This is a genomic window from Novosphingobium sp., assembly GCF_027531025.1.
Classification (GTDB): domain Bacteria; phylum Pseudomonadota; class Alphaproteobacteria; order Sphingomonadales; family Sphingomonadaceae; genus Novosphingobium.
This window is the reverse complement of the sequence record NZ_JAPZQX010000002.1, coordinates 16,356-38,086: the sequence shown is the minus strand read 5'-3', so window position 1 is coordinate 38,086 and position 21,731 is coordinate 16,356. Positions and strand designations below refer to the sequence as shown.

General features: G+C 66.9%; 22 protein-coding genes. 2 read left to right on the top strand and 20 right to left on the bottom strand.

The window, feature by feature from the left end; genetic code table 11:
* Window positions 1-106: 106 nt before the first annotated feature.
* From ftsA to O9281_RS00595, 19 genes are all read right to left on the bottom strand, one after another.
* A complete protein-coding gene (gene ftsA / locus O9281_RS00685) occupies window positions 107-1,387 on the bottom strand; it encodes a cell division protein FtsA (protein ID WP_298181755.1) in 1,281 nt (426 codons plus the stop codon).
* Window positions 1,387-2,361 (bottom strand): FtsQ-type POTRA domain-containing protein, encoded by a 975-nt coding sequence (locus tag O9281_RS00680; protein WP_298181753.1) that lies wholly within the window; start codon window positions 2,359-2,361, stop codon window positions 1,387-1,389. Before O9281_RS00680 ends, ftsA begins: the two co-directional genes overlap by 1 nt.
* A complete protein-coding gene (locus O9281_RS00675; protein WP_298181751.1) occupies window positions 2,358-3,329 on the bottom strand; it encodes a D-alanine--D-alanine ligase in 972 nt (323 codons plus the stop codon). The genes O9281_RS00680 and O9281_RS00675 overlap by 4 nt, the downstream gene beginning before the upstream one ends.
* Complete coding sequence (murB, locus tag O9281_RS00670) at window positions 3,326-4,219, bottom strand: UDP-N-acetylmuramate dehydrogenase (RefSeq protein WP_298181749.1); 894 nt, start codon at window positions 4,217-4,219, stop codon at window positions 3,326-3,328. The genes O9281_RS00675 and murB overlap by 4 nt, the downstream gene beginning before the upstream one ends.
* Window positions 4,216-5,628 (bottom strand): UDP-N-acetylmuramate--L-alanine ligase, encoded by a 1,413-nt coding sequence (gene murC / locus O9281_RS00665; RefSeq protein ID WP_298181747.1) that lies wholly within the window; start codon window positions 5,626-5,628, stop codon window positions 4,216-4,218. Before murC ends, murB begins: the two co-directional genes overlap by 4 nt.
* A 12-nt stretch (window positions 5,629-5,640) precedes the next feature.
* Complete coding sequence (gene murG / locus O9281_RS00660) at window positions 5,641-6,816, bottom strand: undecaprenyldiphospho-muramoylpentapeptide beta-N-acetylglucosaminyltransferase (protein ID WP_298181745.1); 1,176 nt, start codon at window positions 6,814-6,816, stop codon at window positions 5,641-5,643.
* Window positions 6,813-8,051: an FtsW/RodA/SpoVE family cell cycle protein gene (locus tag O9281_RS00655; RefSeq protein ID WP_298181743.1), complete on the bottom strand. Its 1,239-nt coding sequence runs from the start codon at window positions 8,049-8,051 to the stop codon at window positions 6,813-6,815. The genes murG and O9281_RS00655 overlap by 4 nt, the downstream gene beginning before the upstream one ends.
* Window positions 8,051-9,397, bottom strand: coding sequence for a UDP-N-acetylmuramoyl-L-alanine--D-glutamate ligase (gene murD / locus O9281_RS00650; RefSeq protein ID WP_298181740.1), 1,347 nt, complete (start codon window positions 9,395-9,397; stop codon window positions 8,051-8,053). Before murD ends, O9281_RS00655 begins: the two co-directional genes overlap by 1 nt.
* Complete coding sequence (gene mraY, locus O9281_RS00645) at window positions 9,394-10,464, bottom strand: phospho-N-acetylmuramoyl-pentapeptide-transferase (RefSeq protein ID WP_298181737.1); 1,071 nt, start codon at window positions 10,462-10,464, stop codon at window positions 9,394-9,396. The genes murD and mraY overlap by 4 nt, the downstream gene beginning before the upstream one ends.
* 7 nt (window positions 10,465-10,471) lie before the next feature.
* A complete protein-coding gene (gene murF, locus O9281_RS00640; protein WP_298181734.1) occupies window positions 10,472-11,944 on the bottom strand; it encodes a UDP-N-acetylmuramoyl-tripeptide--D-alanyl-D-alanine ligase in 1,473 nt (490 codons plus the stop codon).
* Window positions 11,941-13,398 (bottom strand): UDP-N-acetylmuramoyl-L-alanyl-D-glutamate--2,6-diaminopimelate ligase, encoded by a 1,458-nt coding sequence (locus O9281_RS00635; RefSeq protein WP_298181731.1) that lies wholly within the window; start codon window positions 13,396-13,398, stop codon window positions 11,941-11,943. Before O9281_RS00635 ends, murF begins: the two co-directional genes overlap by 4 nt.
* Window positions 13,395-15,119 carry a penicillin-binding protein 2 gene (locus O9281_RS00630; RefSeq protein WP_298181728.1) on the bottom strand — a complete coding sequence of 575 codons (1,725 nt, stop codon included), beginning with the start codon at window positions 15,117-15,119 and terminating at the stop codon, window positions 13,395-13,397. The genes O9281_RS00635 and O9281_RS00630 overlap by 4 nt, the downstream gene beginning before the upstream one ends.
* Window positions 15,119-15,631: a hypothetical protein gene (locus O9281_RS00625; RefSeq protein WP_298181725.1), complete on the bottom strand. Its 513-nt coding sequence runs from the start codon at window positions 15,629-15,631 to the stop codon at window positions 15,119-15,121. The genes O9281_RS00630 and O9281_RS00625 overlap by 1 nt, the downstream gene beginning before the upstream one ends.
* Window positions 15,628-16,611, bottom strand: a complete 984-nt coding sequence (gene rsmH, locus O9281_RS00620; RefSeq protein WP_298181723.1) for a 16S rRNA (cytosine(1402)-N(4))-methyltransferase RsmH — start codon at window positions 16,609-16,611, stop codon at window positions 15,628-15,630. The genes O9281_RS00625 and rsmH overlap by 4 nt, the downstream gene beginning before the upstream one ends.
* Window positions 16,608-17,111 (bottom strand): division/cell wall cluster transcriptional repressor MraZ, encoded by a 504-nt coding sequence (locus O9281_RS00615; RefSeq protein WP_298181721.1) that lies wholly within the window; start codon window positions 17,109-17,111, stop codon window positions 16,608-16,610. The genes rsmH and O9281_RS00615 overlap by 4 nt, the downstream gene beginning before the upstream one ends.
* A 325-nt stretch (window positions 17,112-17,436) precedes the next feature.
* Window positions 17,437-18,135, bottom strand: a complete 699-nt coding sequence (locus tag O9281_RS00610; protein ID WP_298181719.1) for an ABC transporter — start codon at window positions 18,133-18,135, stop codon at window positions 17,437-17,439.
* 13 nt (window positions 18,136-18,148) lie between these two features.
* Complete coding sequence (locus O9281_RS00605; RefSeq protein ID WP_298181716.1) at window positions 18,149-18,457, bottom strand: hypothetical protein; 309 nt, start codon at window positions 18,455-18,457, stop codon at window positions 18,149-18,151.
* A gap of 17 nt (window positions 18,458-18,474) precedes the next feature.
* Complete coding sequence (locus O9281_RS00600) at window positions 18,475-19,482, bottom strand: cysteine synthase A (RefSeq protein WP_298181714.1); 1,008 nt, start codon at window positions 19,480-19,482, stop codon at window positions 18,475-18,477.
* Window positions 19,483-19,558: 76 nt separating this feature from the next.
* Entirely contained in the window at window positions 19,559-19,876 is a 318-nt protein-coding gene (locus O9281_RS00595) for a 2Fe-2S iron-sulfur cluster-binding protein (RefSeq protein WP_298181711.1), read from the bottom strand.
* 86 nt (window positions 19,877-19,962) lie between these two features.
* On the opposite strand from O9281_RS00595, the gene O9281_RS00590 reads away from it, so the two are divergent.
* Together O9281_RS00590 and O9281_RS00585 are read left to right on the top strand one after the other, a co-directional pair.
* Window positions 19,963-20,580: a DNA-3-methyladenine glycosylase 2 family protein gene (locus O9281_RS00590; RefSeq protein ID WP_298181708.1), complete on the top strand. Its 618-nt coding sequence runs from the start codon at window positions 19,963-19,965 to the stop codon at window positions 20,578-20,580.
* A 40-nt stretch (window positions 20,581-20,620) separates the two neighbouring features.
* Window positions 20,621-21,424, top strand: a complete 804-nt coding sequence (locus O9281_RS00585; RefSeq protein ID WP_298181706.1) for an SDR family oxidoreductase — start codon at window positions 20,621-20,623, stop codon at window positions 21,422-21,424.
* A gap of 3 nt (window positions 21,425-21,427) precedes the next feature.
* Here the strand turns inward: O9281_RS00585 and O9281_RS00580 are convergent, their stop codons facing one another.
* On the bottom strand, window positions 21,428-21,718 hold the full coding sequence (locus tag O9281_RS00580) for a 4a-hydroxytetrahydrobiopterin dehydratase (RefSeq protein WP_298181704.1): 291 nt from the start codon (window positions 21,716-21,718) through the stop codon (window positions 21,428-21,430).
* Window positions 21,719-21,731 lie beyond the last annotated feature (13 nt).

The following is a 21,731-nucleotide window of genomic DNA, read 5'->3' as shown; positions in this document are numbered from 1 at the left end:
GCAAATCTGTCACGTATCTTGGTTACTGCACCGCACGATTCCAAGTTTCCAACCCGTAAGGTTACGTTGTCCACAGTCGACGGTGCAAAACTGCCACATCATCGGCTCAGAAATACTCCCGCATTGCCCGGTAAACCCGGTGGACCAGCCCCAGGCCAGAATAGCGCATGGTTGGCTGATACCGCTTGCCGACCGCGCGGATATCGATCGGATCGGCGGCAGCATAAAGCACCAGGCCCGCGAGGGTGGAAAAGCCAGGCGTCGCGTGAGCTTCGGCCAGACCCTTCAGGTGCTGCGGCCGCCCGATCCGTACCGGCTTGCCCAGCGCCGACTGGGCATAGTCCGCCAGCCCCGCCAGCTCTGCTCCGCCGCCGGTCAGCACAACCTGCTGTCCGCGTTGGCCGGTGAAGCCAAGCGCCTTGAGCGCGCGCGAAACCTCTTCCATCAGCCGCCCGACTTCCCCCGTGATGACCGAGATCAGCTCGGCCCGGGGGATGCGGTTCTTGTCATCGGCATGCCGCGCCAGCGGGCCGGTGGTTTCATCGCCCGGGGCGTTCACCGGGATCATCTCGCGGTGATCGGCCGGGCTGGCAATGGCCGAACCGTGGACGCATTTCAGGCGCTCGGCCTGGAACCGGCGGATGCCAAAGGCGCTGGCAATCGCATCGGTCACGTCGCCCGATCCGATCGGAATGGTGACCAGCCCCAGCAGCATGCCGGCGGCATAAACCGAAACATTGGTCACTTCCGCGCCGAATTCGACCAGCGCCACGCCCAGGTCGCGCTCTTCGGCGTTGAGGCAGGCAAACCCGGCGGCAATCGGCGAAGCAACCACGGCTTCGACCTGCAAGTGGGCGTTCTGGACGGCCTCGGTGATATTGCGGACCGGTGCGCCATCGGCCAGCATGACGTGAACATCGACCCCCAGCCGCTCGGCATGGAGCCCCTTGGGATCGGCCACGCCATCGGCCCCGTCGAGCGTGTAATGGGCTGGCTGTGCGTGCAGCACCATGCGCCCGTCCGGCTGGACCACGTCGCGCGCGGCCACCAGCAGATGCTCGATATCGTCTTCCTCGATCTGGCGACCGCCGATGTCGATCTCAACCTGGGCGACCTGGCTGGCCAGCCCCGCGCCCGAGGCCCCGATCCAGACCGAACCGATCGAGGTATTGGCCATCTTCTCGGCCCGCTCCACCGCATCGCGCACGGCATAGGTGGCGGCCTGCATGTCGGTAACGTAACCGCGCTTGATGCCCTGGGCAGCGCGGTGACCCGATCCCAGCACCACCATCTCGCCGGTTTCCGAGATCCCGGCGATCATCGCCGAAACCCGGAACGAGCCGATGTTAACCGCGCCGAAAACGCGCGCGATGCGGGGCGGCGCCATCAGTTCTTCTCCTCGGACTTGGGCTTCGGCTTGGCATCGTCCGCCTTGGACGTTTCGGCCGCTGCCTCCGCCTTGGGCGCCGGCTGCTCGACCGGGTCGGTCCGGCCCGGCACGCGCAGGTAGATCCGGTCGCCCGCGCGCATATCAAAGGCCGCCACCTTGCCGCCGAGCAGCCGGTTGACGCCATCCAGGCGGGCGAAGGTCATCAGTGCCTTGGCCGATTTGTCCTTGCCTTCGGGCAGCGCCAGGACCTGGCCGGTCTTGAAGGTGAAGTTCCAGCGGCGATTGCCGACCCATTCGGCCTCGCGCAGTTGGGGCTTGAGCGCGGGAGCCGCGGCGATCAGTTCCTGCAGAGCTACCACTTGCCGACCCGCGCCGGGGCCCGAAACCATCAGCTTGCCCTTGGCCCGAGCAGGACCAACGACTTCCAGTTCGTGCCCGGTTGCGTCGATCAGCACCAGCTTGTCGGCCTTGCGCAGCACGGCGGCAGGCTTGCGTTCGACAATGTCGATCACCAGCGAATCCGGCAGCTGGCGCGAAACGCGGGCATCCTCGACCCACGACAGCTGCAGCAGTTCGCCGCGCAGCGCCTCGATATCGACCAGCGGCATGGCGCGGTCCTTTTCGGCCAGCGCGCGCTCATAGACCTGCAGCTCATTGAGGTTCTTGACCCCGCGCACTTCCACCCGGCGCACTTCCAGCCCTGCATCGCGGGCCATGTTGGCCAGCTGCGCCTCGGCCATGGCCGGAACGCCGGCAAAGCTTGCGACCGTCCAGGCCAGCACCGCCGCGCCGCCCAGGATCAGGGCCAGGAATAGGCGCTGCCACTGTGCCTCACTGATCGGCAGCCAGGCGAGCGCCGCGCCCACGGCCGAGCCGGTCTTCGCCTTGGCTGCGCGGACCTGGCGTACCTTGCCCTGGGCGGCCACGGCCTTGCGCACGCTCTTGCCGCCGCGCTTGATGGTCTGGCTCATCGCTTGCCCCCTTCCTTCGCCGCCTTGTCAGTCAAAGCCTTGTCGGCCAGCGCCTCGGCAATGATCATCTCGACCAGTTCGCCATAGGAAATGCCCAGGTGCTTCGCCTGTTCCGGCACCAGGCTGAGCGGGGTCATCCCCGGCTGGGTATTGGTTTCCAGCACGAACAGACCCTCCAGCCCGCGTTCGTCATCCCAGCGGAAGTCGGTGCGGCTGCATCCCTTGCAGCCCAGCAGCTGGTGACAGCGCAGCGCCAGGTCGAGACAGGCCTGGGTGATCTCGTCGGGGATTTCGGCCGGGCAGACGTGCTCGGTCATCCCTTCGGTATATTTGGCATCGAAATCGTAGAAGCCTGACTTGGGCCGCAGTTCGGTGACCATCAGCGCACGGTTGCCGATCACCGCCGTGGTCAGCTCGCGCCCGCGAATGTAAGGCTCGGCCAGCAGTTCCCTGAACTCCTGCCATGGCCCACGGGTATCCGGGCTGATCGGGTTGCCATAATTGCCCTCGGCCGTAACGATCGCGACGCCCACCGAGGAGCCTTCGTTGACGGGCTTCAGCACATAGGGCCGCTCCAGCGGGTCGCGCTCGTAAAGCTCTTCCACAGGCACGATCCGCCCGCCGGGCATCGGAATGCCGTACGGAACCAAGGCCTGCTTGGTCAGCTCCTTGTCGATCGCGATGACCGAGGTGACCATGCCCGAATGGGTATAGGTCAGGCCCATCAGGTCCATCATGCCCTGGACCGAACCATCCTCGCCCGGCGAGCCGTGCAGCGCGTTGAACACCACGTCGGGCGCGGCCTCGGCCAGCTTCTGAGCCACCTGGCGGTCCATGTCGATCCGGGTCACACGGTGGCCGCGCTCTTCCAGCGCCTTGGCCACGCCCTCGCCGCTCATCAGGCTGACCGGCCGTTCGTTCGACCAGCCGCCCATCAGGACCGCGACGTGGAGTTTCGGCAAAGTCACTGCTTACCTACCCTTTGGATTTCCCATTCGAGCTCGACGCCCGACTTGTCTTTCACCCGGCGGCGCACTTCCTCGCCCAGGGCCTCGATATCGGCGCTGGTCGCATCGCCGAGGTTAAGCAGGAAGTTGGTGTGCTTCTCGCTGACTTGCGCGCCGCCCAGCTGAAGCCCCCGACAGCCAGCCTCGTCAACCAGTTGCCAGGCCTTGTGCCCGGCGGGGTTCTTGAAAGTCGACCCGCCGGTCTTGCTACGCAGCGGCTGGCTGGCTTCGCGGCTGGCGGAAATGCGGTCCATCTCGGCCTGGATGTCCTCTGGCTGGCCCGGATGCCCCCGGAACCGCGCGGCCACCACGATCGCACCTTCGGGCAGCTCGCTATGACGGTAGGTGTAATGCAGCGCCGCGACCGGCAGGGTGACCAGCGAACCATCGCGCAGCACCACATCACAATCGACCAGGATGTCCTTGACCTCGCCGCCGTAAGCCCCGCCGTTCATCCGCACGAAGCCGCCAACCGTACCGGGGATCGAACGCAGGAACTCCATCCCGGCAATCCCGTTGTCGCGCGCAGTCGAGGACACGAGGATGCCAGAAGCACCGCCGCCACAATTCAGCGTCAGGTCGGCGGTCTGTTCGACCTTGGCAAAGGCCTTGCCCAGCCGCACGACCACGCCAGGCACCCCGCCATCGCGCACGATCATGTTCGATCCCAGCCCCAGCGCCATGACCGGCACGGCGGGATCGAGCTGGCGCAGGAAGTGCTGCAGGTCCGCCAGGTCCTTCGGCTCGAACAGCCATTCGGCCGCACCGCCGGACTTGAACCAGACGAGCGGCGCCAGCGGTGCCTTGGGGGTCAGCTTGCCCCGGACAGAGGGAAGCGTGGCGGTGGTCATCCACCGCTCCGCAGGACGCGGATCGCGGCTTCGAGGCCCCCGGCCCACTTGGTGATATCCCCCGCGCCGAGGCAGACCACCATGTCGCCCGGCTGGGCAATGCTGGCCAGCTCTGCCGCCAGGGCATCGGCGCTGGCGATCAGGTGCGCGGAACGGTGGCCGCGCGCCTTGATCCCATCGACCAGAGCGGCGGAATCGACACCTTCGATCGGTGTTTCGCCAGCGGCATAGACCGGGGCGGCATAGACGATATCGGCATCGTTGAAGGCGGCCTGGAAGTCCTCCAGGTGATCGCGCAGCCGGGTGAAGCGGTGCGGCTGGACCACGGCAATCACCCGGTTCTGCACCCCTTCGCGCGCGGCGGCGAGGACGGCGCGGATTTCGACCGGGTGGTGGCCATAATCGTCGATGATGGTCGTGCCGTCGATCTCGCCGACCTTGGTGAAGCGGCGCTTGACCCCGCCGAACTTGGCAAAGCCGGTCTGGATCACGCTATCCGCACAGCCCATCTCCACCGCGACTCCCACAGCGGCGAGCGCGTTCTGGACGTTGTGACGCCCCGGCATCGGCAGCTCGATCCCCTCGATCCGGCGCTGCGATCCATCGCGCTGGCGGATCACCACGTCGAAGCGGTTGCCGCCGGGGAACGGCGTGACGTTCTCACCGCGCACGTCGGCCTGGGCCGAAAAGCCGTAAGTCACGACGCGGCGGTCGCGTACCTTGGGGATCACCGCCTGTACTTCGGGGTGATCGATGCACAGCACCGCACAGCCATAGAACGGCACGTTCTCGATGAATTCGACGAAGGCATCCTTGATCGCGTCGAACGAGCCGTAGTGATCGAGGTGCTCGGGATCGATGTTAGTGACCACCGCGATGGTCCCGTCGAGCCGCAGGAACGAACCGTCGCTCTCGTCCGCCTCGACCACCATCCACTCGCTCTCGCCCAGGCGCGCGTTGGAGCCATAGGAATTGATGATCCCGCCGTTGATCACGGTCGGATCAACGCCGCCGGCATCGAGCAGGGCGGCGACCAGCGAGGTCGTGGTGGTCTTGCCATGCGTCCCCGCCACCGCGACCGTGCGCTTCAGGCGCATCAGTTCGGCGAGCATTTCCGCCCGGCGCACCACCGGCACGCGATGCTCCAGCGCGGCGACCACTTCGGGATTGTCGCGCTTCACGGCGGTTGAGGTGACGACGACCGCGGCGTCGCCCAGGTTCTCGGCCTTGTGGCCGATCATCACCTTGATCCCGCGCGCACGCAGGCCTTCGACGACATAGCCCTCGGCAATGTCGCTGCCCTGCACCTGGTAACCCAGGTTGTGCATCACTTCGGCAATGCCCGACATCCCGATCCCGCCGATGCCGACGAAATGGATCGTACCGATGTCAGTTCCCACGCCCTTCATTACCGTTTCATCCTATCCTGCTGCGGCCGCGCCGCCCATGACGGCCCCGGCCTTGAGCGCATCGGCCACCCGGATCACATCCATCAGCGGCGCGCCGCCAAAGCTTTCGACCAGGTCCGCCAGATCCTTCGCCGCCTTCGGATAACCGCAGTTCCAGGCCGCATGGGCAGCATTGGCGAGGGTTTCCGGGCTCTGGGCAATGGCCAGGATCTGCTTGGCGAGTTCACTGGCGGTGAACCGGTCCTGCCGGATCATCCGCGCGCCGCCGGCCTTGCACATTTCCACCGTATTGGCCGCCTGGTGGTCGTCAGTCGCAATCGGCAGCGGCACCAGGATCGCCGGGCGGCCGACGGCGGTCAGTTCGGCAATGGTCGATGCCCCGGCCCGGCCGATGAACAGGTGCGCATCGGCCAGCCGCGCGGCCATGTTCTCGAAATAGGTGCCCAGTTCGGCGGGGATGTCGTGCCCGGCATAGCGTGCCCGCACCGCCTCGATGTCTTCGGCGCGGCACTGCTGGGTCACCTGCAGGCGGCTGCGCAGCGCGGCAGGCAGCATGGCGAGCGCATCGGGAACCACTTCGGACAGCACCGAAGCCCCCTGGCTGCCGCCCGTCACCAGCACCCGCAGCAGCCCTTCTTCGCTGAAGGGAGGAAAGGGTTCATCGCGCAGCGCCAGCACTTCGGCGCGCACCGGATTGCCGACCAGATGTACCTTGTTGGCAAACTTCGGCTTCAACCGGTCGACCTGGCGATAGGAAGTGGCAATCGCGCTGACCCGGCCCGCGAGCAGCCGGTTGACCCGCCCCAGCACCGCGTTCTGTTCGTGAATGACACTGGGCACCCCGGTGGCCGTTGCCGCCCACAGCGCCGGAAAGGCCGGATAGCCGCCAAAGCCGACCACGGCCGATGGCTGGAAGCTTTCGAACAGCCGTTGCGCCATCCGCTTGCCTTCCAGGATCGCGCCGATCCCCTTGGGCCAGTGCAGCGGGTTCTTGCCGATCCGCCCGGCGGGCAGGACATGGGCAACGAGCGACTCTGGCTTGCCCGGCAGCCGCGCGCCGCGCTCATCAGTGATCAGGGCCACATGGTGTCCCCGCCGCTCCAGTTCGATCGCCAGGGCAAAGGCGGGGATCAGGTGCCCGCCGGTGCCCCCGGCAGCCAGGACATAGTGGCGCGTAACCGAAGTCATGACCGCTTCCTTGCCGTAAGACCGCCGCCCATATCACCGATCCGGAACGTGTTGCGCTCCAGGAAGGGATTGCGGCGGGTGATCGCCAGCAGCAGGCCCACGCCAAGGCACAAGGCGATGGTGGACGAACCGCCATAGGACACCAGCGGCAGGGTCATCCCCTTGGAGGGGAACAGCTGCAGATTGACGAGAATGTTGATGAACGCCTGTCCGCCCAGCTGTGCGGCAAGACCGGCAGCGGCCAGGGTGGTGAAGAGGTCTTCCTCCTTCATCAGCCGCAGCAGCACGCGCAGCACGATCGCTACATAGAGCAGGACCACCGCAATGCAGACCAGCAGACCGAATTCTTCGCCGATCACCGAGAAGATATAGTCGGTGTGCGCTTCCGGCAGGGCCATCTTGCGGCGCCCGAGCCAGATCCCGGTACCGGTCCAACCCCCGGCCAGCAGCGTCTTGCTGGCCAGGTCGACCTGGTCGAACGCGGTCCCGCCACCCAGGAAAGCGTCGATGCGATTGCGGCCGTTTTCGTAGAACAGGTAGACCAGCGTGATCGCCCCAAGACCCGCCGCGATCACGCCGCCCAGCCGCTGCATTGGCAAGCCCGCCACCAGCACCATCGCGAACCAGACCCCGGCAAACAGCACCGCCGAACCGAAATCGGGCTGGAGCATCAGCAGCGCGCCGATCAAGATCATCAGCCCGGTCGACAGCGCCATGACCGGCAGGTTGGGATCGCGCGCACGCCACGAGAGGATCCATGCCAGGCAGATCGCAAAGGCGGGCTTGAGGAATTCCGAGGGCTGCAGCGACATACCCAGGTTCAGCCAGCGCTTGGCTCCGTTCACATTGACGCCGATCAGCGGCACCAGGAACAGGCCGACCAGCATGGCCGCACCCAGCAGGATCGCCAGCCGTCGGGCCATGTCGCGTGACAGCATCGACGCACCGATCAGCGCCATCAGCCCCAGCAACTGCCAGCGCAGGTGGATCGAGAAGAAGTGGAGATCGTCCAGCTTGACCCGCGCGGTCGACAGCCGCTGGGCGCTGGCCGGCGATGCCGCTGCCACGGCCAGGGTGCCCAGCGCCATCAGCGCGAGGACGAGGACCAGCAGGACGCGGTCGATCTCGCGCCACCAGATCGCGATGCCGGTGCGGGTGAAACGGCGCTGGCGCGGCAGGATCACCCCCTGCGGGCCCTGACCGGCACCGGGGATGAAGGGTGGATGCGTGGCCATCAGCGTTGCCCTCTCGCCGCAGACGCCGGCTCCGGGGTGGTCAGCGCCTGCACGATCTGGCGAAAGGCATCGCCGCGCGCCTCGAAATCGCGGAACTGGTCAAAGCTGGCGCAGGCAGGCGAAAGCAGCACGATATCGCCCGGCCGGGCCACCTCGATCGCCTGGCGGATCGCCTCGCACAGCATCTCGCTGCGGTGGACCGCCATGTGAGGGGCAAGCAATTCGGCGAAGCGGGGCCCCGCCTCGCCGATGGTATAGGCCGCGGCGACATTGCCGAAATGCGGGGCGCATTCATCCAGGTCCTCGCCCTTTGGCAGTCCCCCGACGATCCAGTGGATCCGGCGGTTTGGCCGAGGCGGGAAAGCGGCGAGCGCGGGCGCGGTCGAGGCCGGATTGGTGGCCTTGCTGTCATTGATGAACAGCACACCGTTCACTTCGGCCACCCGCTCCATCCGGTGGGCAAGCCCCCTGAAGGTGGCCAGTGCCGGCCGCCATTGCGCAGCGGTCAGCCCCAAGGCCTCGGCAATCGCGACAGCGACGGCTGCATTCTGCAAGTTGTGCGGCCCCTGCAGTGTCGGCCAGTCAGGCTGGAGCGCCAGCAGGTCCGTCCCATCGACACTGCGCACCTTGTCGGCCCCGCGCCGCGCCACTTCGCGTGCCACCAGTGCCCGCGTTTCGGGATCGCCGGTGCCGAATACCGCGATCTGATCGGGCCGCTGCATCGCGAAAAGGCGGGCCTTGGCAGCACCATAGGCCTCAAAGCTGTCATAGCGATCGAGGTGGTCGGGGCTGAGGTTGAGCTGGGTTGCCACTTCGCATTCAAGGCTGTGCGTCAGGTCGATCTGATAGCTCGACAGTTCCAGCACATAGACCCCGCCCGGCGGCAACGGCGCCTGGCCCAGCACCGGCAGCCCGATATTGCCGCCCATTCGCGTCGGCAGGGCGGCGCTTTGCAGGATGTGGTGGACCAGCGCCGTGGTGGTCGACTTGCCGTTGGTCCCCGTGATCCCGACCACCCGGTGCGCGGGCAGGTGCGGCCGGGCCATCGCGAAGAGTTCGATGTCGCCGATCACCGGCACCCCGGCAGCGGCGGCATGGCGGGCTATCGGATGGGTATTGAGCGGAACACCGGGGGATACGACCACCCCGGCAAAGCCGGACAGGTCGATGGTCAACGGATCGGCCAGAATGACCCGGCCTTCCAGCTGGCGGCGTGGCTCCTCGCGGCTGTCCCAGGCCGTCACTTCCGCCCCGCCGGCCAGCAGGCTTTCGACCGCAGTCATCCCCGACCTTGCAAGGCCCAGGACGGCATAGCGCTTGCCGGCAAAGGCAGGGGTGGTGATCATCGCAGCTTCAGCGTCGAAAGACCGATCAGGGCAAGCACGATCGCGACGATCCAGAAGCGGATCACGACGGTCGATTCCTTCCAGCCCAGTTGCTCGAAGTGGTGGTGGATCGGGGCCATCTTGAACACCCGCTTGCCGGTCCGCTTGTAGACCGCGACCTGGATGATCACCGACAGTGCTTCCACCACGAACAGCCCGCCGACGATGGCCAGCACGATCTCGTGCTGCGCGGCCACGGCGATGGCCCCCAGCGCCCCGCCGAGGGCCAGGCTGCCGGTATCGCCCATGAACACGGCCGCAGGCGGCGCGTTGAACCACAGGAAGGCCAAACACGCCCCCATGATCCCAGCGCAGAGGATCGCCAGCTCGCCCGCGCGTGGCACGTGTGGAATCCCGAGGTAGGCGGAAAAGTCGACCCGCCCCGCAAGGTAGGCGATGATGGCAAAGGTGCCGGCCGCGATCACCACCGGCATGGTGGCCAGGCCATCGAGCCCGTCGGTCAGGTTCACCGCATTTCCCGCACCCACGATCACGAAGGCCGCGAACAGGTAATAGAACGGCCCCAAGGGGATGTAATGGCCCGACAGAAATGGCACGTAGAGGTTGGTATTGGTCTCACTGACGAGGATCCAGGTCGCCGCTCCGGCGACGGCAAATTCGGCCAGCAGCCGCATCCGACCCGAAACCCCGGCGGTGCTGCGCTTCTTGACCTTGTCGTAGTCATCGAGGAAGCCGATCAGGCCAAAGCCCACGGTGACCATCAGGCAGGCCCAGACCAGCGGGCTCGACAGGTCCATCCACAGCAGCATCGAGACCACCAGGGCGATCATGATCATCAGCCCGCCCATGGTCGGCGTGCCGCGCTTGGCCAGATGGCTCTGCGGACCGTCTTCGCGGATCGGCTGACCCTTGCCCTGCCGCACGCGCAGCATGTTGATGAACCGAGGCCCGATGATCAGGCCCAGGATCAGCGCGGTCATCAGCGCGGCACCAGCCCGAAAGGTCTGGTACCGGATGAGGTTGGCCAGCCCCGAGAATTCGAAGTACTCGGCGATCAGGTAAAGCATCCTGATCCTATTCCTTGTTCTGCGTCAGTGCGGCGACCACGGCCCCCAGTCCGACGGAATTCGACCCTTTGACCAGGATGACATCGTCCGCCCGCAAACCCAGTTTACGCAGTGCCGCCAATGCCTCACCGGCTGTCCCGCAATGGGCGAAGCCAATGGCCTTGCCAAGCGCGGTTTCCGGCGATTTCCCCAGTTGCTCGGCCAGCGGCGCCATCTCGTCGCCCACCAGCACCACCTGATCGACACCCGCCTTCAGCAGGGGATCGAGCAGTTCGGCGTGATAGGCCGGGCCATGTTCGCCCAGTTCCTTCATCGCGCCCAGCACCGCGATCCGGCGCTCCGCCCTGGTCCGGCCCAGTTCGGCCAGGGTGGCCGCCATCGAAGCGGGGTTGGCGTTGTAGCTTTCATCGATCAGCAGGGCGACGCCGCCCGGCAGATCGATCCGGTGGCGCGCACCGCGACCCTTCAGCCCTTCGAGCTCCGCCAGGGCAAGCCCGGCCGAACCCAGATCGCCGCCAATCGCGCGCACCGCGGCGATCACCGCCAGCGAATTGACCACCCAGTGCTCTCCGGGCGTTGCGACGGTGTAGCACAGCCGCCGGTCAACCCCCTCGCCGCCACGCAGCTCTGCAGTCACCAGCGAACCGCCATCGGGCGCGGGCACGGCATCGAGCAGGCGGACGTCGGCGAAGTCGCTGCGCCCGAAGCTGACGATGCGGACACCCAGCCGTTCCGCCGCGCGGCGCAGCTGGCCGTACTGGGCCACATCGGCCGGAATGATCGCGGTGCCGCCCGGCTCCAGCCCTTCGAAGATCTCGGCCTTGGCATCGGCAATCGCCTCGAGGCTGCCAAGATTCTCGATGTGCGCCGGGCCGATCGTGGTGACCACGGCCACGTGCGGACGACCCTGCACCGTCAGGCGCGAGATCTCGCCGGCATGGTTCATGCCCATCTCGAACACGCCATAGCGGGTCGCGGCCGGCATCCGCGCCAGGCTGAGCGGCACGCCGACATGGTTGTTGTAGCTCTTCACCGAGCGGTGCCCGCGGCCCCGGCTGGCGCGGTCGAGCGCAGCGAAGATCGCTTCCTTGACCCCCGTCTTGCCGACCGATCCGGTCACGGCAACAACCTGCGCCGAAGTGCGGGCGCGCGCGGCCCGAGCCAGAAGCTCAAGTGCGGTTGAGGTGTTCTCGACCAGCACATATGGCCCCTCGATCGGCCGATCAACCACGGCGGCCACGGCGCCCTTGGCAAAGGCCGCCTCGATGAAGCGGTGGCCGTCCATCGTCTCGCCCTTTAGCGCGAAGAAGAGGTCGCCCTCGACCACGTCGCGACTGTCGATCTCCACGCCCGAAACGGCGAAATCACCGCTGGCGATGCCACCGGTCGCCGCAGCGATTTCCCCAGCCGTCCACAGCGGGCGGGCAAGGTCGTCCTCTGGCTCGGTCGGCCACTCGAGGATCCGGGCAATCGCGTTCATGCGGCACACTCCCTGGCTACGGTTACGTCATCGAATGGCAGGACGCGGCAATCGGCGCCTGCGCCCATGATCTGGCCCTGCTCGTGCCCCTTGCCTGCCACCAGCACAATGTCCTTCGGCCCGGCCTCGGCAATCGCGGCGGCAATGGCCGCGCGCCGGTCGGCCACTTCGCGCAGCCTGCCAGGAGCCCCCGCCAGCACCATGGCGCGAATGGCGGCGGGATCCTCGCCGCGCGGATTATCGTCGGTCACGATGCCGAGGTCGGCCTGGTCCGCCGCGATCCGACCCATTTCCGGCCGCTTGCCCTGGTCGCGATCCCCACCCGCCCCGAACACCACGATCAGCTGCCCGGCGCAATGTGGGCGCAGTGCGGCAAAGGCGGCGGCCAGGGCATCGGGGGTATGGGCATAATCGACATAAACCGGCGCACCCGCGCGGGTAATCGCGGCTCGCTCCAGCCGACCGCGCACCGGTTGCAGGCGGCCCAGTGCATCGAAGACCCGTGCCGGATCGCTGCCCGAGGCGATGGCCAGCCCCGCCGAAACCAGCGCATTGGCAGTCTGGTAAGCGCCGATCAGCGGCAGTTCGATGCGGCGCACCGCACCGCGCCATTCAAGCTCCAGCAACTGGCCCAGCTGGCCCGGCTTGCGGCTGGCCAGGCGGAGGCCATCGCCATCGGCATTCGCACCGGCGGTCAGCAGCTGCAGTCCGCGCCGCCGGGCATGATCGATTGCCGGGGCAGACCATTCGTCATCGGCCCAGATCACGGCGGTGCCAGCCGGATCGATCACTTCGTCGAACAGCCGCATCTTGGCGGCAAAATAGTTCTCCATCGTGTGATGGTAATCGAGGTGATCGCGGCTGAGGTTGGTGAAACCTGCGGCCACCACCCGCACCCCTTCGTTGCGGTATTGGTCAAGCCCATGGCTCGATGCCTCGAACGCCACGTGAGTAATACCTTCACGCGCCAGGCCGCTGAGGTTGGCGAGGAAAGTGACCACGTCGGGCGTGGTCAGGCCGGTCGAGACGCTTTCATCGGCCGTGGTCACGCCCAGGGTGCCAATCGAGGCCGAGCGTTCCCCCAACTGCCGCCAGATCTGACGGGTCATCTCGACGGTCGAGGTCTTGCCGTTGGTCCCGGTCACAGCCACGATCGTTTCGGGGACCGGGGTGAAGAACTGCGCCGCCAGCCGGGCAAAAGCACGGCGCGGCAGGGGATCGGCGATATGGACCGCACCGGTGACCTGCGCCTCGGGCCGGGCGACCACAGCCACGGCCCCGGCGGCGACGGCCGCCGGAATAAAGTCCTCGCCATTCACGCTGGCGCCCTGGAAGGCGCCGAACACTGTACCGGGGGCAACCTTGCGGTGGTCGATGGCAAAGCCGGTGACCTGGGCTTCGCCGGGTTCAGGCAGAACGATCCCGGCCCCGGCGGCCAGCCGGGCGAGCTTCATTCGCCTTCTCCGCTGGCCACCAGTGGCGACAGGTCGCTGATGTCCACATCGCGCGTGGCATCGGGCATGATGCCCAGCAGCGGTCCGACGCGCGGCACGACGCGCCCGACGATCGGGGCAGCGGTCCAGCCGGCGGTGCGCTGGCCCGAGGTTGCGGCAGTGCCCTGCGGCTCATCCAGCATGGCAATGATCACATAGCGCGGACGATCCATCGGGAAGGCGGCAGCAAAGGTCGAAACCAGCGAGCTGCGCTGGTATCCGCCGACGCCGGGCTTTTCGGCCGAGCCGGTCTTGCCGCCGACGCGATAGCCCAAGGCATCGGCCTTCTTGCCCGTGCCATCGGCCACAATCATCCGCAGAATCTGGCGCATCCGGGCGCTGGTCGAAGCCTTGAACACCCGCCGCCCTTCGGGCGCGGCACCTTGCGGCAGCTTGTGGAGGGTCGCCGGTCGCCAGATCCCGCCGTTGACGAGCGCTGCATAGGCCGTTGCAAGGTGCAGCGGGGTAACCGCGATGCCGTGCCCATAGGAGACGGTCATGGTGGTGATCCGCGACCAGTCACCGCGCGGCCACAGGGGCATGCCGCGGGCGGGCAGTTCGATATAGGGGCGCTCGTTCATCCCCAGTGACCGCATGGTTGCGTTGAGGCGGGCCCCGCCCAGCTCATCCGCGATCTGGGCGGTGACGATGTTCGATGAATGGATCAACGATTCCGGCACATTCATGGAGGCGCCGTAGCTGTGCAGGTCGCGGATCTGGAAGCCCCCGATCTCGATCGGCCGCTCCGACTGATAGCGCCGCGCCATGCTGGTCACGGTGCCTGCATCGATTGCCGCCGCGACCGTGATCGGCTTGAAGGTCGAGCCAAGCTCGTAAACCTGGTTGGTCACGCGGTTGAAGATGTTCGCTTCGCCCGCCCGATCGATCAGGTTGGGATTGAACGAGGGCAGCGAGGCGAGCGCCAGCACTTCGCCGGTATCGACATCCAGCACCAGTCCGGCCGCACCCTTGGCATTGGTATCGGTCATGCCCTTCAGCAGTTCGTCTTCCAGCGCGCCCTGGACCCGGCTGTCGAGCGAAAGCACCGCCGGGGTGCCGCGCGTGGCGGGATCGGTCAGCTGCTTGTCGAACACGCCTTCCATGCCGACATGACCGCGGCCGTCCGCCCCGACATAGCCAAGGACGTGGGCAGCAAGCGAGCCCTGGGGATAGAACCGCTCGGTCTCGCGCGGGAATTCCAGCGCAGGCTCGCCTAGCGCGTGAATCTTGTTGGCATCTTCGGGCAGGATACGGCGGCGCAGATAACCCGGGCGGCCCGAGGCAAGGCGCTGGGCCACTTCGGCGGGATCGAGATCCGGGAAGACCCGGGCGATCGCAGCGGCAACTTCCCCGACCGGCCGGACCAGCGGCGCGCCATCGTCACCCAGGGCAGCCGGATTGTACCACAGCGCATAGGCCGGGAAGGCGCGGGCCAGCGGCACGCCGTTGCGATCGACGATATCGCCGCGCGGCGGGGCCATGCTCAGTCCGTCGGCACTGCTCGATTCAGCCTCGGCCAGGCCGAGATAGAGGATGCGTACCGTGGCGACGAACGCCAGCACCGCGAACAACAGCATCACCAGCGCGATACGCGCATGGGCCATGGCCAGCGCATGGCGGCGGGTATTGGCGATTTCCACCCGACCGGCCGCAATCACGCTGGACATCGCCACTGCGTTCATTAGCGGGCGGCTCCCGGCTCGATCGTGGTGCGGTCGATGTGGGTCAGCCGGTCGCGCAGCTTGGCTGGCGTCATCCCGCGCGGGGCTTCATCATCGCGCGGTTCGGCGGCAATGGCCTTGCCGGTCAGCGGCGAAACCATGGCCGGAAAGCCACCTTCGTCTTCGAGCGGGGCGGCGCTGGCAACCCGGATCGGGCTCGGACCATCGGGCGCGCGACCCTTGCCAAGCGCGGCCAGCTGGCGTTCGTTTTCAAGGTACTGGCCCGCTGTCGGGGCCTGGTAACCGAACTCGACCGTATTGAGGTTGCGCAGCTGGTGCTGGTTGGCGCGGGTCTGGAACTCGGTTTCCAGGAACAGCTTTTCCTGCTTGAGCGCGTTGATCTGGCGCTGGGCCAATTGGACCTCGCTCTTCACCGCATTGACGCGGACCATCAGCACCAGGGTGAGCGCGGCGCAGGTGACCAGCACGGCCACCCAGCCGATCGAACGCAGGCGATCGCGGGTCAGGTTCATGCAGCCCTCCTTTCCCGGGCGGGAGCGGCAGTGCGGATGGCGGCGCGCAAGGTGGCGGAGCGGGCGCGCGGATTACGGGCGATCTCGGCCGCTGACGGACGGACCGCCTTGGCGACATCGGCGAAGGTCGGCTGGCTGGCCGCAGCGACCACCGGCAAGTGGCGCGAGGTATTGGCCAGCGTGCCGCCGGCTTCGCGCAGGAACTGCTTGACGATCCGGTCTTCCAGGCTGTGGAAGCTGACCACGGCGAGGCGCCCACCGGACCTGAGCAGGCGCTCGGCCGCATTCAGGCCATCGCGCAGTTCGTCCAGTTCGGCATTCACGTGAATGCGGATCGCCTGGAACGTGCGGGTCGCAGGATCCTTGGGCATGCCGGGATGATGACCCAGCGCCTTGCGAACCACGCTGGCCAGCTGGCCGGTGGTCGACAGCGGCCGGGCGGCCACGATGGCGCGGGCCACGCGGCGCGACTGGCGCTCTTCGCCATAGTGGAACAGCACGTCGGCAATCTCGGCCTCGGGCGCGGTGTTGACGAAATCGGCCGCGCTGGGCCCGTCCTGCGCCATGCGCATGTCGAGCGGGCCGTCGGCCGCGAAGGCAAATCCGCGTTCGGCCTGATCGAGCTGCATCGAGGAGACGCCGATATCCATCGCGATCCCGTCAACCTGCGCCACTCCCGCTTCGGCCAGGGCGGCGACCATTTCGGAGAAGCGGCGCGGGTGCAGCACCAGGCGGGGCGGCTGCTCGCGGGTTTCGGCCCAGGTGCGGCCGGCGGCAATGGCATCGGGATCGCGGTCGAAGGCGTGGACCGTAGCCCCGGCATTGAGCAGGGCGCGCGTGTAACCACCGGCCCCGAAGGTGGCATCGACGATCACCGCACCGGGAGCGGGCGCGAGGGCGGCGATCACTTCATCGAGCAGGACGGGAATGTGCGGCGCGGCGGCGGAGGCAACCGGGGAAGAAGCGGCCGGGACGCTCATTTGCGCCCCTTCCCGCCCTGGGCCTGGGCGGCGAGTTCGGCGCAGGCTTCCTGGGCATCTTCCCAGCCCGCGCCCATCTTGGCGAGTTCCTCGGGATTCCAGATCGTGAACGACTTGCCGCCGCCCTGGAAGAAGGCGGCGCCGGTCAGCCCACCCAGCTTGAAGAAGCGCTCGGGCAGGACAAAGCGACCGGAATCGTCGAACGGGACGCGCGAAAAGCCGTACAGCTGAGCCGACCGCAGATCGCGGTCGAAATCGACCCCGCGCTCCAGCGCGATCCGCTCTTCCCGGTCAAGTTCGGCTTCGAATTCATTGACGCGGCCCAGGCCGAAGCCAATCAGGCATTTCCAGCGCGGATGCTTGGCAAGGCACAGTACGCGCTCGCCCAGGCCGGAATCGCGGACCGCCTTGCGGAAATCGGGCGGCAGCACGAAGCGGCCCTTTTCGCCAAGGAGCGAAAAGCCCTGTCCGCTATAGCTGATCGGCCGTGCCGCCTCCACCTGATCCGCCCCTCACTCCGGGTTGCCCCGGCACCAAAAACCTCCCCCGCCCCAGCCGCGCGCCCTCGCGGCCAGCCCACCCCGAACGGGTGCGGCGGTGAACATCGCTGTCGATGAACCGGATCATTAACCGGGCATCCGGGGGGATGGAAGGGTTTTTTGCGGGAAATCACGGGATAACTTGGTAAATAATTGATTTATATAAGTCGCGCATAGAGCGAAATGGCGTAATTTGCGCATCGTTCCTTGTATGTTCTGCATGGAAATCAGCGGTTTGCCGGGAGAATCCGCGAAACGGCCCTTGCTTCCCGCATTTTCCCGCGACTCACCCGGCGGAAAAGGCCCAATCGAGCAGTTCTGCCAGCGCGGCGGCATGGGCGGCATCGCCATGGTGGCGGTCGAGTACGGCAGCATCGGCCAGGGCCAACACCCGCCCCTTCCCGACCCGGCATTCGGCCAGCAGACCGCCGCCGTGGAGCTGGCAATCCGCACCGGCCATCAGGCGCCAGCTTCCCGGCAGATCGACCGGGATCGTCGACAGTCCGGCATCGACCTCGCGCAGGCCCGCCGCCTGGGCATCTTCGAAGCGCAGTTCCAGGCCCCAGCGCGCAAGGATGGGAGAGAGCAACACCAGGTCCTGCGGGCGGCGGGGATCGCCCACCGCGAAGGCCGAATGCTCGGTCAGCGCCGGATCGGCGAACAGCACCAGCCGTCCCCCGGCCCGCACCCAGGCATCCAGCGCGACATTCTCCTCCGGCGAAAGCGGGCGCGGCTGGGCCATGACCAGCCGGGTCAACCCCGGCGACAGCGGAGCGAGGAGATCGAGCGGCACGATGGCGCCGCGCGCGGCGATCACGTCCTTCGCCCAGTGCGGCGGCGCATCGCTGTGCAGCAGGTCACCGAGGTCAGCAGCCTCGTTCCAGACGATCGGCAGCGAGGTGAACAGGGCTATCGGCTGCTGCGGCACCGGCGCAGGACGCGAGGCAAGCCAGCCCGCGCCGACCAGCAGCGCCAGGGCAGCCAAGGCGATGACCAACCTAGCGCTTGGGCGCGGCACTGGCGGCGGGGGATGGATCGGGCGATGCGGCCGGCACCACGCCCACTTCGGCCAGCGGATCGGTGCGGTCGCGGTCCTGGCCCGCAACCTCCTGCCCCACGGCACCGGCATCGCTCAGCCGGGCGCGATCGTTGATGATATTGGCAAGGCCCACCACCAGCACGATGGCCGCGAGGCCGAACAACCCGGCTTGCAATCGCTGCACCGCCTGGGCGCGCAACTCGCGCGCGGTCGGCGGCACGAAGTGCGTGGGGGAATTGTTGCCCGGACGGGGTGGCTGGCTGGCCATGGCCGCAGCCTAACCGATCAGGCCAGCCAGGGGAAGACTGGCAGACCCTTGGCCTGCAGCCACTCGGGATTGTAGAGCGTGGAGAGATAGCGGAAACCGGTATCGCACAGGATTGTCGCCACGCGCACGTCCTTGCGCCCCTCGGCCACCAGCTGCTTGCCCAGCTCGACCGCGCCAGCCACGTTGATGCCCGATGACAGGCCCAGGCACAGCCCTTCCTCGCGCAGCAGCCGCGCGACCCATTCCAGCCCTTCCTCGTCGGAAATGCGGAACTGGGTGTCGATCGGCGCGCCTTCCAGGTTGGCGGTGATCCGCCCCTGGCCGATCCCTTCGGCCACCGAGGTTCCCTCGGCCTTGAGCTCGCCGCAGGCATAATAGCTGTACAGCGCCGCGCCGTGCGGATCGGTCAGCGCGATACGCACGTTCTCGTCGAAGGCCTTCAGGCCCAGACCAACCCCGGCGATGGTCCCGCCAGTCCCGGCGGCGCAGGTAAAGCCGTCGATCCTTCCGCCTAGCTGTTCCCAGATCTCGGGCGCGGTGCTTTCGATATGGGCCTTGCGGTTGGCGATATTGTCGAACTGGTTGGCCCAGACCGCGCCCTCGGTCTCTTCGGCCAGCCGCCGCGAAGTGTGAACGAAGTGCGCCGGATCGGCGAACTTGGTCGGCGGCACCAGCACCAGTTCGGCCCCAAGTGCGCGCAGGGTGTCCATCTTTTCCTTGGACTGGTTGTCCGGCATCACGATCACGGTCTTGTAACCGCGCGCATTGGCCACCAGCGCAATCCCGATCCCGGTATTGCCCGCCGTCCCTTCCACCACGGTGCCACCGGGCTGGAGTTCGCCGCGCGCCTCGGCATCGCGGACGATCCACAGCGCCGCCCGGTCCTTTACCGAGGCGCCGGGATTGGCGAATTCGCACTTGCCCCAGATCTCGCACCCGGCGGCTTCGCTCGGCCCCTTGAGCAGGACGAGCGGCGTGTTGCCGATGAGATCGAGCGTCGATTGCTGAACGAGCGGACTGGTCATCGCCCGAGAATTAGGAGGCTGCCGGACCATGCGCAACGCATTTGCGCTTGGCCCCACCGGAACCGGAGCTTTATCCTCAGTCTTCGGGCGCGATCGCGACCTTCAGGCCATCGAGCGCGTCGGTCATGTGGATCTGGCACGACAGGCGCGAGGTGGCTTCGCGGTGGTCCGAGCTGTCAAGCAGGTCGTTCTCGTCCTCGCTCATTGCCGGCAGCTTGTCGGCCCAGGCGGCATCGACATGGATGTGGCAGGTGGCGCAGGAGCAGCAGCCGCCGCACAGCGCCAGCAGTTCGTCAAACCCGTTGTCACGGATCGCTTCCATGACCGAGAGACCAGCGCCCGCCTCGACCGTCTTTTCCTCACCCGCGCGATTGACCACTACCAGCTTCGGCATTGCCTGTATCCTCTTGCTTGCACCCTATCGGGGCATCGCCGGGGCTGCTAACCAACCGGCTTTCCTTTGGCAAGCAGGATAGAGCCGTGGGCCTGACCGCAGAACAGATCAAACACCACCTCGATGCCGTCGGGCAGATCGAACCGCGCTTTGCCAATGCGCTGGAACGGGCCGGTTATCCCGAGCCGCGGATCCGCCCGCGCGGCTATGCCACCTTGATGCGCACCATCGTCGGCCAGCAGGTCAGCGTTGCCGCAGCCGCTTCGATGTGGCGCAAGTTCGAGGACTATCTCGGCCCCGACCTGCCGCCGGAGAAAGTGCTGGAGGCTGATTTCGACACCCTGCGCGCCTGCGGACTTTCCCGCCAGAAACAGGGCTATATGCGCTCCTTGTGCGAACTTGTAGTAACCGGCGCGCTCGATTTTCAGGCCCTGCCCGCGGATGACGAAGAGGCGATTGCCCGGCTGACCCAGATCAAGGGGATCGGCCGCTGGTCAGCTGAAATCTACCTGCTGTTTGCCGAAGGGCGGACCGATATCTGGCCAGCGGGGGATCTCGCCGTCCAGGCCGGATTGCACAAGCTGCTCGACCTGCCCGAACGCCCATCCGAAAAACGGACACGCGAACTGGCCGAGGCCTGGCGCCCCCATCGCGGGGCCACGGCGATCTTCACCTGGCATTGCTATAACAACCCGGCCCTGTAAGCCTGCTGACATCGATGTAAGTGCGATTCGGAGAGCAGGCATGGCGCGCAAGGCGATCTTCATCACCGGTGGCGGTTCGGGCATTGGCCGGGCCGTGGCGCAGAAGTTCGCGGGCCAGGGCTGGTTCGTCGGCCTGGCTGACATCAGCGAAAGCGGGATGCGCGAAACCGCCGCCCTGCTCCCCGCCGGATCATGCTCGCAGCACAAACTCGACGTGCGCGACCGCGCCGGGTGGGACACGGCGCTGGCGGACTTCGCCAAGGCGGCGGGCGGCCAGATCAACGTGATGTTCAATAACGCAGGGATCCCGCTGGGCGGCGCGCTGACCGAAAACAAGCCCGAGGAAATCGAGCGCTGCCTCGATATCAACCTCAAGGGCGTGCTGTTCGGTGCCCAGGCGGTCCACCCCTACCTCAAGGCCAGCGCGCCGGGTTCGTGCCTGCTCAACACCGCCAGCGCGGCAGGGATTTACGGCACGCCAGGGGCCTCGGTCTATTCGGCCACCAAGTTCGGCGTGCGCGCGATCACCGAAAGCCTCGATGGTGAATGGGCCGAGGAAGGGATCAAGGTGGCCAGCCTGATGCCTGGCTTCATCGATACCCCGCTGCTCGATCACACCGCCAACCAGGGCACCAACGAGCATATTCGCGGACGGGTGCAGGAAGCGGGCCTGGAGATCACCCCTGTTACCGAAGTGGCCGAAGCCGCCTGGGCCGCCGTCCACGGCGACAAGCTGCACAACCGCGTCGGCAAGACCGCCCACCGCCTCGCCTTCGCCAGCCGCTGGATCCCCGGCCGCCTGCGCAAGCAGGTCCGCAATACCAGCCGCCCGCTGGGGCAGTAAGGATCAGCCGATCCCGGCGATCCACTCCACCATCGCCGCGTCGCGGGCGCTGATGCCGCCGGCGTCGTGGGTGGTCAGGGTGATTTCCACCCGGTTGTAGACGTTAAACCATTCCGGGTGGTGATCGTGCTTGTCGGCATAGAGCGCGATGCGGGTCATGAAGCCGAAGGCCGCATTGAAATCGGCAAAGCGGAACGTGCGTTCCAGCGCCAGGCCATCGGCGCGGAGCTGCCATTCGGGGTGGCGGGCCAGCAGATCGGCCAGTTCGGTTTCGGTCAGCTTGGCAACAGTCACCACAGTCTCCATC

Coding starts and splice junctions, on each gene's coding strand:
- O9281_RS00635 (WP_298181731.1), bottom strand. CDS start 13,398: ATGAAGCTCGCCCGGCTGGCCGCCGGGGCCGGGATCGTTCTGCCTGAA.
- mraY (WP_298181737.1), bottom strand. CDS start 10,464: ATGCTTTACCTGATCGCCGAGTACTTCGAATTCTCGGGGCTGGCCAAC.
- O9281_RS00585 (WP_298181706.1), top strand. CDS start 20,621: ATGGCGCGCAAGGCGATCTTCATCACCGGTGGCGGTTCGGGCATTGGC.
- O9281_RS00605 (WP_298181716.1), bottom strand. CDS start 18,457: ATGGCCAGCCAGCCACCCCGTCCGGGCAACAATTCCCCCACGCACTTC.
- O9281_RS00680 (WP_298181753.1), bottom strand. CDS start 2,361: ATGAGCCAGACCATCAAGCGCGGCGGCAAGAGCGTGCGCAAGGCCGTG.
- murD (WP_298181740.1), bottom strand. CDS start 9,397: ATGATCACCACCCCTGCCTTTGCCGGCAAGCGCTATGCCGTCCTGGGC.
- murG (WP_298181745.1), bottom strand. CDS start 6,816: ATGACTTCGGTTACGCGCCACTATGTCCTGGCTGCCGGGGGCACCGGC.
- O9281_RS00595 (WP_298181711.1), bottom strand. CDS start 19,876: ATGCCGAAGCTGGTAGTGGTCAATCGCGCGGGTGAGGAAAAGACGGTC.
- murC (WP_298181747.1), bottom strand. CDS start 5,628: ATGAAGGGCGTGGGAACTGACATCGGTACGATCCATTTCGTCGGCATC.
- ftsA (WP_298181755.1), bottom strand. CDS start 1,387: ATGGCGCCGCCCCGCATCGCGCGCGTTTTCGGCGCGGTTAACATCGGC.
- O9281_RS00600 (WP_298181714.1), bottom strand. CDS start 19,482: ATGACCAGTCCGCTCGTTCAGCAATCGACGCTCGATCTCATCGGCAAC.
- murB (WP_298181749.1), bottom strand. CDS start 4,219: ATGACCACCGCCACGCTTCCCTCTGTCCGGGGCAAGCTGACCCCCAAG.
- murF (WP_298181734.1), bottom strand. CDS start 11,944: ATGAACGCGATTGCCCGGATCCTCGAGTGGCCGACCGAGCCAGAGGAC.
- O9281_RS00655 (WP_298181743.1), bottom strand. CDS start 8,051: ATGGCCACGCATCCACCCTTCATCCCCGGTGCCGGTCAGGGCCCGCAG.
- rsmH (WP_298181723.1), bottom strand. CDS start 16,611: ATGAGCGTCCCGGCCGCTTCTTCCCCGGTTGCCTCCGCCGCCGCGCCG.
- O9281_RS00625 (WP_298181725.1), bottom strand. CDS start 15,631: ATGAACCTGACCCGCGATCGCCTGCGTTCGATCGGCTGGGTGGCCGTG.
- O9281_RS00630 (WP_298181728.1), bottom strand. CDS start 15,119: ATGAACGCAGTGGCGATGTCCAGCGTGATTGCGGCCGGTCGGGTGGAA.